At 62.0% G+C, this 12,553-nt stretch carries 10 protein-coding genes; 8 read left to right on the top strand and 2 right to left on the bottom strand.

The features are described 5' to 3' along the window. Positions 1–282 precede the first annotated feature (282 nt). Positions 283–1,314 carry a 6-phosphofructokinase gene (locus JX292_RS01465; protein WP_204860607.1) on the top strand — a complete coding sequence of 344 codons (1,032 nt, stop codon included), beginning with the start codon at positions 283–285 and terminating at the stop codon, positions 1,312–1,314. Between the two features lie 96 nt (positions 1,315–1,410). Here the strand turns inward: JX292_RS01465 and JX292_RS01460 are convergent, their stop codons facing one another. Both JX292_RS01460 and JX292_RS01455 read right to left on the bottom strand, forming a co-directional pair. Further along, the gene (locus JX292_RS01460; protein ID WP_239653567.1) at positions 1,411–2,667 is read right to left on the bottom strand and encodes a YgfZ/GcvT domain-containing protein; all 1,257 of its coding nucleotides are present in this window, start codon (positions 2,665–2,667) and stop codon (positions 1,411–1,413) included. Between the two features lie 72 nt (positions 2,668–2,739). Next, entirely contained in the window at positions 2,740–3,432 is a 693-nt protein-coding gene (locus JX292_RS01455) for an FABP family protein (RefSeq protein WP_049331824.1), read from the bottom strand. Between the two features lie 506 nt (positions 3,433–3,938). Between JX292_RS01455 and JX292_RS01450 the strand changes: the two genes are divergently transcribed. The 7 genes from JX292_RS01450 to asd all read left to right on the top strand — a co-directional run bounded on the left by JX292_RS01450 (position 3,939) and on the right by asd (position 12,436). Continuing rightward, a complete protein-coding gene (locus JX292_RS01450) occupies positions 3,939–4,616 on the top strand; it encodes a winged helix-turn-helix transcriptional regulator (protein ID WP_204860604.1) in 678 nt (225 codons plus the stop codon). A 123-nt stretch (positions 4,617–4,739) separates the two neighbouring features. Next, the gene (gene mshD, locus JX292_RS01445; RefSeq protein WP_430538697.1) at positions 4,740–5,774 is read left to right on the top strand and encodes a mycothiol synthase; all 1,035 of its coding nucleotides are present in this window, start codon (positions 4,740–4,742) and stop codon (positions 5,772–5,774) included. A gap of 114 nt (positions 5,775–5,888) precedes the next feature. Continuing rightward, entirely contained in the window at positions 5,889–8,159 is a 2,271-nt protein-coding gene (locus JX292_RS01440; RefSeq protein WP_204860602.1) for an RNA degradosome polyphosphate kinase, read from the top strand. A gap of 238 nt (positions 8,160–8,397) precedes the next feature. Then, on the top strand, positions 8,398–9,408 hold the full coding sequence (locus JX292_RS01435; protein WP_204860601.1) for an NUDIX hydrolase: 1,011 nt from the start codon (positions 8,398–8,400) through the stop codon (positions 9,406–9,408). A 133-nt stretch (positions 9,409–9,541) separates the two neighbouring features. Continuing rightward, complete coding sequence (locus JX292_RS01430; RefSeq protein ID WP_204860599.1) at positions 9,542–10,426, top strand: thymidylate synthase; 885 nt, start codon at positions 9,542–9,544, stop codon at positions 10,424–10,426. Positions 10,427–10,448: 22 nt separating this feature from the next. Then, entirely contained in the window at positions 10,449–11,117 is a 669-nt protein-coding gene (locus tag JX292_RS01425; RefSeq protein WP_204860936.1) for a dihydrofolate reductase, read from the top strand. 179 nt (positions 11,118–11,296) lie between these two features. Then, positions 11,297–12,436, top strand: a complete 1,140-nt coding sequence (gene asd, locus JX292_RS01420; protein ID WP_204860590.1) for an aspartate-semialdehyde dehydrogenase — start codon at positions 11,297–11,299, stop codon at positions 12,434–12,436. The last annotated feature ends 117 nt before the right edge of the window (positions 12,437–12,553 follow it).

Here is a 12,553-nt window from a genome sequence, read left to right as displayed (position 1 = left end):
GGAGGCAGACCCCGGGCGCCTCTTCGTTGCCAGGGCGCGGATACGACAAGCACCCGCTCAAAATATGCCGACTGAGGGTGTAAAGTACCTGAACTTTTATACCGGGATGAGGCCACTCCCACCCCAATCCACCACTACCCACACGCCCCAAACCCCGCTAAAATAGAGACTAAGAGAATGACCTCCCGAGCGGCACTCACACGTGCATGCCGATTCGTGGAGGCCATAGTTATATACGCGCGCAACACACCCCCGACGCGCAGACATTCACAAGGAGCCAACATGAAGATCGGTCTGCTTACTTCCGGCGGCGACTGCCCCGGCCTGAACGCTGTTATTCGAGGTGCCGTGCTTAACGGTGTCAAGAAGTACGGTTACGAATTCGTCGGCTTCCGTGACGGTTGGCGCGGCGTCGTCGAGGGCGATTACATAGATCTGCCCCGTCAGAAGGTCCGCGGCCTGGCATCCCAGGGCGGCACCATCATCGGCACCTCCCGCACCAACCCCTTCGACGGCCCCAACGGTGGCCCCGAAAACATCGAAATCATGATGGAGCGTCACGGTATCGACGCCATCGTCGCTATCGGTGGTGAAGGTACCCTCGCAGGTGCGAAGCGCCTGGCAGACGCAGGCCTGCCCGTCATCGGTGTTCCCAAGACCATCGACAACGACCTGCGTGCAACCGACTACACCTTCGGTTTCGACACCGCAGTCTCCATCGCAACCGAAGCCATGGACCGCATCCGCACCACCGGTGAATCGCACCACCGTTGCATGGTCGCAGAGGTTATGGGCCGCCACGTCGGTTGGATTGCACTGCACTCCGGTATGGCTGCAGGCGCACACGCCATCCTGATTCCCGAAGTGACCGTCTCCATGGAGCAGGTTGCAGAATGGGTCAAGGAAGTACACGACCGTGGCCGTTCTCCCCTAGTCGTTGTCGCTGAAGGTTTCATCCCCGAAGGCTTCGATGACGTCATGGCTAACAAGGGTACCGAAAAGGACGGCCGCCCCCGCCTCGGTGGTATCGGTGAGTACATCACCCACGAGATCGAGGCCATGACCGGCATCGAAACCCGTAACACCATCCTCGGCCACATCCAGCGCGGTGGCGCACCCACCGGCTACGACCGTGTGCTCGCAACCCGCTTGGGCATGGGCGCAGTGGATATGGTTGCACAGAAGCTGTGGGGCAAGATGGTCTCCGTTCAGGGCACCGAAATCAAGTACGTACCCCTCGAAGAGGCATTGGCTGGTCTGAAGTCCGTGCCGCAGGAACGCTGGGACGAGGCCTCCGTGCTCTTCGGCCGCTAAGCCGCACCCTCTACATAAAACCGCCGAGGCGGGCACTCACCACGAGTGCCCGCCTCGGCGGTTTCTACGCTTCTAGAAAGAACCGAGGAACGGTTCCTAGCGCTTCAAGAATTCCTGGCCGGAGAGAGACCGGCGCGCCACCTCACCCGACTCGGGTGAAACCACGGTCGTCTGGGCCACCGCATACTCCGTGGCCGGGGCCGGGGAACCGTCGGGAAGGAAGTCCCCACCGTCCACCGCGCGCAGGGGCGCCTTCGGATTGACACCGCGTTTGATAACGGCCAGGGCGATAGGCCCAGCCTCGTGATGCAGCGCCACCGAAGTGATGCGGCCGACCGGACGGGCCTTGCCCTCCACGAAAAGCTCACTGCCAACGGCAGGTAGGGTGTGCTCCGAACCGTCGATGTCCAGGAATACCAGACGGCGCGGCGGGCGGCCCAGGTTGTGCACGCGTGCCACAGTCTCCTGCCCCTTGTAGCATCCCTTGTCGAAGTGCACGGCGGTGCGGGAGTAATCCAGTTCCTGCGGAATGCTCTTATCATCCACTTCGGTAGCGTAGCGAGGGCGCCAGGCCTCGATGCGCAGGGCCTCGGCAGCCCACACGCCCGCGAGGCGCACGTCCTCGCGGTTCTCCGCCAGAACGTTCAGTACCCCACGGGGAACGATCGTCCAGAAGCGCACGTAGTCAGCGCCCGGGTGTGCGTCCCCGGCCTCGTCATAGCGGTAGCCTCCCGGGGCGGGAGTGTTCCAGGGGTCTTCCCACACCGGCAGGCCTTCGACGGAGGCGCCGGCAAGCGCGGCAGCCAGGGCAGGATGCACGCTTTCGGCGCCGCGGGGATCGCGGCTCGTCTCAAGCACGGCGTACTCGTCGCTGAGATTCTGAATCTCGACGCGCAGCATGAACTTCATGCGGTTCAGGTAATCAGTGAGCGGCTGGGCCTGGTAGCCCTCCACAATGAGCCAAAGCGCCTCGCCGTCTTCAATCGCAGCCGGGGCGTACTCGATGCGTCCTTGCGGGGTCAGCAGCAGAAACTCGCGGCTGTCACCGGCCTTCATATCGCTCAGAATCTGCGAAGCGATGGAGGTCAACCAGGTCAGGCGGTCCGGGCCTGACACACGCACGACACCGAGGGATGAGCGGTCCACCACTACCAGGGGTTCGTCCGCCCCGGCGGAACGGTCCCGGCTCAGGGCTCGCTGTTCGTGGATGGGGTCGCCGTAGTGGGCCGCTACACCCTCGTCGGGGCCGCCGGCGGCGAAAGCGCCCCTCACCGAAAGCAGGGGGCTCGTGAGGTGTGCGGTCCGGCTCTGCTCGGTCTCATGCCGGGTCGGACCTGTCAAAGATTCAGTCACGAAGAATATACCTTTCACGCAAAAGAACCCACCCCGCCGTGGAGCGGGGCAGGCTCTGATGATTGACACGAACTATTCGGCGGCGGGCTTATCGGAAGGCTCGCCGGTGGGCTCTTCGCCATCCAGGGAACCGAACATCGAGGTTCCCAGGGAGTCGCCGGTCATCGAGGAGGTCTTACGTAGCTCAGCGGAAGCGTGCTTGTGCAATTTACCCTCAGCATCCGCAATTTCCCAGTCCCACATGAGGTTGCCGTTGACCAGGCCCCACAGACGCACTGAACCGGCGTACTCGTGGGAAATTTCGTCGCGGAGCAGGTTGCCGGTCTGCATGCGCACGACCGGGCCCTTGACCATGCCCACGTAATTCTCGCTGATACCGCCGGGGTGGGCGATAGTTGCGAGCAGGGAGAAGCCGTCATCCTCGTTACGCAGGGTCTCAACGCTCTCAGCGTCAGCGAAGGCGGGAACAACGTCCTTGGGAACGATGCCGAAGCCGCCGTCAGCATCGGTGAGGGGGCGGTCAATCTGCCAGAAACCGGTCTCTACGGTGATGGGGCGGAGCTTCTTACCCTCGTCATCGAGGAGGAAGGATTCGGCGCGGTACTCGATGAAGGGCAGGCCATCCTGCTCGAAGGTAATAATCTGGCCGAAGGGGGTGTTTTCCTGACCCTCGTACCACATGGTTCCGGTGCCTTCCCAGGTGCCGAGGAGCCATGCGAAGGGGACAAGTTCAGGGGTTAGGTTGGAAGGGATTTCAATAGCCATACCCCTATTTTACCGGCCGGAGTAGACAGCGAGTAGAGATATTGCCGGGAGTTCGCCAGCGGCCCAGAGACGTGCCGCCCGTAGAGGACCAGGGGAACGAACAGAGGAAACCCCCGCCCAGATAAACCGGTGCGGGGGTTTACGCCGTCATTGGCGCGGGTGGCTCGCGAACCACCCAATGCCCTAAGTCAGGCTTGTGCTTCTGCCCTTATTGGAAGACTACTTCTGGCCGCTGAAGAGGCCGCGCAACACCGCGAAAGCACCGATTGCGATGCACACGGAGATGATAGCCATCAGTACCATGAAGAAAGCTTCGAGAGCCATAAGATTGTTATCCATGCCTTAAAGCTACCACACGCCCCCGCGTAAAAGAGCCTAAGAGGGGCCAGCAACGGAACGTCTCCTTCGCCGGAGGCAAGCACCGATCCCGGCGGTGAAGGCCCGGACGGGTACACTAGAAGAGACTGTATTAAAGCTACCGCGTGACACAGGAAGGGAGAGAGGACGTGTACCGTATTGCACTTCTCAGCGATACCACCACCCAGGACGTCGTTCCCTCCCTAAGCCTCCTCAGCCACAGGGTACAGCTCTTCCCCCTTGACACGGCCCATAAGGTTATCGAGGATCAGGGGTTCGACCTAATCATCTTGGATGCCCGTACCGCGCTCGTTCAGGCCCGCCATAGCGCCCAGTTGCTCCGCGCATCCGGCCTGCAGCTACCTCTCATCGCGCTTCTTAACGAGGGCGGAATGGCGGCAGTCGCCTCCTCCTGGCAGGTGGACGATATCGTTTCGGACCAAGCTTCCCCCTCCGAGATGGACGCCCGGTTGCGTCTGGCCATCGTGAGCGAAGCTGAGCCGCAGGACGAGTCGACCCAGGAACGCATCATCCGGGCCGGCAACCTAGTGATTGACACGCAGGCCTACTCGGCGCACCTTTCTGGCGCCGCGCTCAACCTGACTTTCAAGGAGTTTGAGCTCCTCAAATTCATGGCTATGCACCCGGGCCGCGTCTTTTCTCGCGCGCAGCTGCTCTCGGAGGTCTGGGGCTACGATTCCTACTACGGCGGCACCCGCACGGTTGATGTGCACGTGCGTCGACTGCGGTCGAAGCTGGGTACCGAGTACGAGCAGATGATTTCGACTGTCCGTAACGTGGGATACTCCTTCAACTCGGCCCGTTAACCGGCCCATAACGGGCTGGAACGCTGTTGGCTCCCGTCATATTCGTTCGTAACCTAGACCAAACTCTTCAAAGAGCAATATTCCCCGGTAGAGTTAAGGAGAAGGCTACGAAAGAAGGCAATGATGGCCCCCAGTCAGACGCTCCCTCCCTCACCCGACCTCGTCTACACCGAACCCGTGCTCACCGCCGAGTTGCTGGACCGTTTCGATGCTTTTGCCCGCGAGGTCGCGTCCTACGACGGCGTCTCGGCGTTCTCCGAGCAGACCCGCATCGAGCTCACCAAGGCCCTGCGCGAGCGCACCCTCACCCCACCCCACCTCTTCCTGGCCGAAGATGACGGCATCGTCGTAGCAGCCTTCGTAGCCCTCACCCCTGCCTCAGACGAAGACGGCGGCGTCATCGAAGCGGCTGTGGCGCCTACCTACCGCGGTCGAGGTGCCGGTAGCGCGTTCTTCGAGTATGCCGTCCGCCAGCTCGGTGAGGAGGCCGTGCGATACCGCCTCTGGGTGCACGGAAGCGCCAACGACACCGGAATCGAAACCCCCGCGCACGCCTTCGCAACCCTGCACGGGTTCAGCCCGGTACGCGTTCTCTACAAAATGGTTCTGCCGCTGGACGGGGCCACCCGCAAGGACCTCGTGGCGCGCTCCGACGCGCGCGCCCTCCCCGAGAACCTGCGGATGCGCACCTACACGAATGCCGACGAATTCCCCTGGTTGCGGGTCAACGCCGCCGCCTTCGCACACCACCCCGAGCAGGGCAAGCTCACCCTGGCCGATTTGCGCGAGCGCACCGGCTCCGATTGGTTCCGGCCCGAGGGCTTCTTCATCGCCTCCGAGAAGGGGGACGATGCTTCGATTGCGGCGTTTACCTGGACCAAGATTCCGACCGGACAGGTGAGCGGCGAGCTCTCTCCCGCCGGTGAAATCTACGTTGTGGGTGTAAACCCAGGCTCTCAAGGAGGCGGCCTGGGCCGCTCCCTAACCCTGCGAGCGCTGGCCTACCTGGCCTCAGCTACTGATGAGTCGGGCGAGCCTCTGCACGCCATCGAGCTCTACGTGGATGCCGACAACACCGCGGCCTACTCGCTGTATACCTCGCTGGGGTTCAGCGTGGCCACGGTGGACCGCATGTACGCACCCGGTCAGCCCGCCTAGTTCTCCCACAGGCGAGGCCAATCAGGTCTCGCCCCCTACCGACCCTACTCCGGCGCACCGTTGCAGACGCACTCACCGGTTTAGCTCACTACCACACAGGAAAGGAAGTACAGTATGGTACCCGTCCCTAACAGTATGAATAAGACGCCCAAACCTAAGCCCGCCGAACCGGCGCCCGTGACCGGCGTTATCCACATCGGTAACGACATCTCCAAGATTGAGCGTGCGGATTCCCGCGGCGACCGCATCGAGAAGGGCGAGAAGCGATCCTACTTCAGCCTGGAGGAAGAGTTCGGGCCCGAGCGTTTCTTCGACCGCGAGAGTAGCTGGCTCGACTTCAACACCCGCGTGCTGGAGCTGGCGGAGGACCCGAACCTGTACCTGTTGGAGCGGCTGAACTTCTTGTCCATCGTCGCTTCCAACCTCGACGAGTTCTTCATGGTGCGTGTGGCCGGTCTGAAGCGCCGCATCGCCACCGGTTTGGCTGTGCCCTCCGCCGCAGGCCTGAGCCCTGAAGAGCAGATGGAAGAAATTGCCGAGCGCGCCCACAAGCTGCAGAAACGCCACGCCGAGGTGTTCCACGACCAGGTGCTACCCGCTCTGGAGGAGCAGAATATTCGCATCGTAGGCTGGGACGATTTGGACATGGACGCTAAGGTGCGTCTGCGTCAGGAGTTCATGCGCGATATCTTCCCGATTTTGACCCCGCTGGCCGTTGACCCGGCGCACCCCTTCCCTTACATCTCGGGTCTCTCACTCAACCTTGCGGTGTTGGTACGCAACCCGCAGACCGGCAAGGAGCTTTTCGCCCGCGTTAAGGTGCCCGATCAGCTGGACCGTATGGTCTCTGTGGACGGCTCCCGCGCAGCCAACACGGCCGGCCGTGAAAGCCGCTACATTCCGCTCGAAGACATCATCGCTGAGCACCTCGACACGCTCTTCCCCGGCATGGAGGTCGTGGAGCACCACGTCTTCCGCGTGACCCGTAACGAGGACCTCGAGGTGGAAGAGGACGATGCCGAGAACCTGCTGAAGGCCCTGGAGAAGGAGCTTCTGCGCCGCCGCTTCGGCCCGCCGGTACGTTTGGAGGTTGAGAACACTATTAATCCCACCATCCTCGACCTGCTGATTTCGGAACTGAACATCGACGAGTCCGAGGTGTACCGTCTGCCGGCCCCGCTGGATTTGCGTGGCTTGGGCGCCATCGTGCGCGCTAACCGCCCGGCGCTGCACTACCCCAAGCACATTGCTCACACTTCCCGCTGGCTCAATGCCGCAGAGACCGCTAAGGCAGCGGATGTCTTCGCCGCCGCCCGCGATCACGACGTGCTGCTACACCACCCCTACGATTCCTTCGCCACCAGCGTGCAGGCTTTCCTGGCGCAGGCCGCCGCTGACCCGCGAGTACAGGCCATCAAGCAGACCCTGTACCGCACCAGTGGCGACTCCCCCATCGTGGACGCCCTGATTGAAGCCGCGGAGGCTGGCAAGCAGGTCGTGGCGCTGGTTGAGATTAAAGCCCGCTTCGACGAAGAGGCCAACATCTCGTGGGCTCGCAAGCTTGAGCGCGCCGGCGTGCACGTGGTGTACGGCATCGTGGGGCTGAAGACGCACTGCAAGCTCTCCCTGGTGGTGCGCCGCGAAGGTGACCACCTGCGTCGTTACGCCCACATCGGTACCGGTAACTACCACCCCTCCACGGCCCGTTTCTACGAGGACCTGGGCATCATCACCTGCGACGAGCAGATTTGCGAGGACGTCTCACGCCTGTTCAATCAGCTCTCCGGCTACGCCCCGAAGACCAGCTACAAGTCGCTGCTGGTCGCGCCCCGTTCCCTGCGTAGCGGCCTGATTGAGCGCATCGACCATGAAATCGAGAATCACCAGGCGGGTAAGCCGGCCAAGATTCAGATTAAGTGCAACTCGATGGTGGACGAGGCCGTCATCGACTCGCTCTACCGTGCTTCCCAGGCGGGCGTGCCGGTGGATGTGGTCGTGCGCGGTATCTGTGCCCTGCGTCCCGGCGTTCCCGGTCTGAGCGAGAACATTCGCGTGCGCTCAATCCTGGGCCGATTCCTGGAGCACTCGCGCGTATTCGCCTTTGAAAACGCGGGGGAACCTGTCGTGTACATCGGCTCGGCTGACATGATGCACCGCAACCTGGACCGTCGCATCGAGGCGCTTGTGCAGATTAAGGATCCGCGCCACATTAAGTACCTGCTCGACATGTTCACTACCTACATGAGTGATTCCTCGCGTACCTGGCACCTGGCCGCGGATGGCACCTGGACCCGCCACAACACCGATAGCGAGGGCAAGCCCCTGCAGGACGTGCAGTCCTACTACCTGCGTTCGCGTTCGCGTAAGAACGTGGATAAGGTCTAGGCCGGTCTCGGTATCGTGCTTTCTGTGAGGAGCCCCGCTTCCCACCCCGTACGGTGGGGAGCGGGGCTCCTCGCTACCCTGCGGGTCTTTTCCCTTCCCGTACCCGCTTCTAAGAGGCAAAGGTGAACAGAAGGTTACGTCGAGGTGACAGATTGTGGTTTTTCTCCCGTACAATAAGACGCGGAACCCGGCGCTTCCACTGCGCCGTGCAGACCCAACCACCAAGGACTAGAGAGACATGGCCCCGCAGGATTCCTCCTCCATCTACTACTCGGCCCGACGCTTCGACGCGGTGAACAGCGTCGATCGTTCCCCCGCCAATACCGCAGAAATCGTTGCCGCCGGCGCACTAATCTGGCGCGTGCGCGACGATATCTTCGAGGTGCTCATCATCCACCGCCCCAACTATGACGACTGGTCCTGGCCCAAGGGCAAGCAGGACCCGGGCGAATCCCTCGCCGAGACCGCGATCCGCGAGATTCGTGAGGAAGTGGGCCTGCAGGTGACCCTGGGTGTACCGCTGGCCGTCACCTCCTACCCCGTGGGCGGCCGTCCCAAGGATGTCTTCTACTGGTCCGCTCAGCTTCCCGAGGGCGCTCGTGCCCTCGCCGATGAGGGCGAAGTGGACGAGCTGCGTTGGGTGACTCCCGAGGTGGCCCGTGCCCTGCTAACCAATCGGGATGACCTGGGCCCGTTGGATTCCCTCGAGGCTCTGCGTGAGGCGGATGCGCTACGCACCCGCCCCGTCATCATTGCCCGCCACGCGAAGGCTAAGCCGCGTTCGCACTGGGCTGCTGCCGAGGATGACCGTCCGCTAGCGGGCACCGGCAAGCGCCAGGCTCTTGCCTCCAGCGGTCTTTATGCCGCCTGGGCGCCCAGCCGAATTCTCTCCTCACCGTGGCTGCGTTGCCTGCAGACGGTGACCCCCTACGCTGTGGAGCACGGCGTGGCGATTAAGGAGAAGAAGTCTCTTTCAGAGGCTGGCGCTCAGCGCCACCCGGCGCGCACGACCCGCGCTGTGACTTCGCTCTTCGAGAAGGATGCGCCCTCGTTGCTGTGTACGCACCGCCCCGTGCTACCGGTCGTCATGGAGGTTCTAAGCGAGTATCTGTGGGAGGGGTCGCCCGCCGATATCCTGCCGGATGCTAATCCTTACCTGGAGCCCGGTGACGCCCTGGTGTTGCAGGTGACCGAGGGTGAGAACCCGCGTATCGTTTCGGTGGAGCGGGTGCGCCCGGCCCTGGATTAGTCCTCCGCTTTTAACGTCTGACTGCGAACGCGCCGATTCTTATGCTTCGGCGCGTTCGCGCTTCTACAATGGATAGACGGCCCGGCACGAGCCGTGCCAGGCCCTCCCGCACGAACTACCACGAAGGTTCATCATGAGCGACGCACCCATCCCCACCCCGTACGAAGATCTTCTGCGCGACATCCTCGAGGAGAACAAGGACGCTATTGCGGCGGATGCCCAGCGTTCTGACCGCACCGGCACCGGCACTTTCGGCGTGTTTGGCCGTCAGATGCGTTTTGATCTGCGTGAGTCGTTCCCGCTGATTACCACCAAGCGTGTGCATTTTAAGTCGGTGGCTATTGAGCTGCTGTGGTTCCTGCGCGGTTCCTCGAACGTTCGCTGGTTGCAAGAGCGCGGTGTGACCATCTGGGATGAGTGGGCTGACGAAAACGGTGATTTGGGCCCGGTGTACGGCGTGCAGTGGCGTTCCTGGCCGACCCCCGACGGCGGCACGATTGACCAGATTGCCAAGGTCATCGACTCGCTGAAGAATAACCCGAGCTCGCGCCGCCATATTGTTTCGGCCTGGAACCCTGCCGAGGTGGACAACATGGCGTTGCCGCCCTGCCACGCACTCTTCCAGTTCTACGTGCACGAACGCGCGGACGGTGTGAAGGAACTGTCCTGCCAGCTGTACCAGCGTAGCGCGGACATGTTCCTGGGCGTGCCCTTCAACATCGCCTCCTACGCGCTGTTGACCTACCTAATCGCCGAAGAGGTGGGCATGGTTCCGGGCGATTTCATCTGGACCGGCGGCGACTGCCACATCTACTCGAACCACCTGGAGCAGGTGAAGAAGCAGCTGGGCTACGGCACCGACCCGGAGGGTAACCCCTACCCGCCGCGCGAGCCGTACCCGTACCCGAAGCTGGTTATTAAGACGAAGAAGCCTTCTATTTTCGATTACGAGTACGAAGACTTTGAGCTGGTGGATTATAAGCACCACCCCGGTATTGCCGCCCCGGTTGCGGTCTAGTTGCAGGTAGCAAGGAGGCATGATGTATCGTCTGGGCGCTATTTGGACTCAAACTGACGCCGGCGTCATTGGTCGTGACGGGGATATGCCCTGGTACGCTCCGGAGGATTTGGCGCACTTCAAGAAGGTGACGCTGGGCGCTCCGGTGATTATGGGTCGCCGCACGTGGGAGTCTCTCCCGCCCCGTTTCCGTCCCCTGCCGGGCCGTACGAATATTGTGATTAGCCGTTCGGTTTCTGAAGCTGAAGAGCGTGATGGCGCCCTGTGGGTTCCCTCGCTGGATGCTGCACTGTACGCGGCTCGTGACGCCGCGGGTGCACCGGTTGAGGATGCTCCCGCAGATGCTGATACCGCAGATACTGCCGCGGTTGATGCCTGGATTATTGGCGGCGGTTCCGTGTACGCGGAGGCGCTCTCCCGCACCGACCTACCCGCCTTCGGCCGGGTGGAAACGGTCGAGCGCACGCTCTTCTACTGCCAGGAAGGCAACGAGATGACCGGTGACACGCGAGCACCCGAACTGCAGCTTGCTGACTCTCACGGAAGTTGCGCGGCAGGCTCCCCGAACGGGTGCTGGCGGGTAACTTCCGAGAGTGCCTGGGAGAATAGCGAGAAGGGCTACCTGCTCGATGAGTCGGGTACGAAGAACCCCATGTACTTCTCGTTCCAGAGGCTCACACGCCTCCCCTAAACATGCAGCTCAAGCCCGCGGATACTCCACCCGAAGTGCCGCGGGTTTGAGCGTTTAACCCGCCCCGGGATAAGCTCCGAAATAAGCTCCGCGCCTTCCGCAACGTGGTCTGTTCCGAATACCAGATTTTTTGTACGGTGTTATCCCGGAACATTCATCCTGAGAGTACACTGGGAACCATGAACTTTAATCCCGGTGACTCTGTAGGTTTTGTTGGCTGGCGCGGCATGGTGGGCTCCGTCCTCATGAAGCGCATGGTTGAGGAAGGCGACTTCGAGGGCATTACCCCCGTCTTCTTCACCACCTCTAATGTTGGTGGCGCTGCGCCCACCTTCGACGGTGTTCTTGAGCCGTCCGAACTGAAGGACGCATACGACATCGACGAGTTGCGTAAGCACTCGATTATTGTGACCGCTCAGGGCGGTGGCTACACCGAGGCTGTGCACCCGAAGTTGCGCGCAGCCGGCTGGGACGGCCTGTGGATTGACGCCGCCTCCACCTTGCGCATGAACGATGACTCCATCATCGTGCTGGACCCCATTAACCGCGACGTCATCGACCGCGGTCTGGCTTCCGGCATTAAGGACTACATTGGCGGCAACTGCACCGTCTCCTGCCTGCTGATGGGCTTGGGCGGCCTCTTCAAGAACGACCTGGTCGAGTGGGCAACCTCCATGACCTACCAGGCTGCTTCCGGCGGCGGCGCCCGCCACATGCGCGAAGTGCTCGCACAGTTCCGGGACCTGGGCAATGAGGTGTCCGCCGAGCTGGACGACCCTGCATCCGCAATCTTGGACATTGACCGCAAGGTTCTGGCCAAGCAGCGCTCCGGTGAGCTGGATTCTACCCAGTTCGGTGTGCCGCTCTCCGGCTCCCTGATTCCCTGGATTGATTCTGACCTGGGTAACGGCCAGTCTCGTGAGGAGTGGAAGGCCGAGGTTGAGACCAATAAGATTTTGGGCCGTTCCGCCGACGATAAGGTAACCATGGACGGCCTGTGCGTCCGTATCGCCGCGATGCGCTCGCACTCTCAGGCACTGACCATCAAGCTCAAGAAGGACCTGCCGCTGGAGGAGATTGAGCGCATCATCGCAGAGGATAACCCCTGGGTTCGCTTCGTGCCGAACGAGCGTGAGGCTTCGATGGAGCAGCTGACCCCGGTGGCTGCGTCCGGCTCCCTGGAGATCCCGGTTGGCCGCGTGCGTAAGCTCGCGATGGGCCCTGAGTACATTAGCGCGTTCACCGTGGGTGACCAGCTGCTGTGGGGTGCTGCCGAGCCGATTCGCCGTATGCTGCAGATTGCCGTGGGCAAGCTCTAAAGCTCGCTGACTAGAACATACGAAAGCCCTCGCTTTCCATCCCGTGTGGATGGGAGCGAGGGCTTTTGCCATGTACATCAGGCCGGCGAGTGGGAGCCGGTATTAGCGCTATTGAGT

Origin of the sequence: Rothia mucilaginosa (genome assembly GCF_901875305.1) — a bacterium.
Classification (GTDB): Bacteria; Actinomycetota; Actinomycetes; order Actinomycetales; family Micrococcaceae; genus Rothia.
Note: the sequence above shows the minus strand (reverse complement) of the source record. Positions and strands in the feature narration are given on the sequence as shown.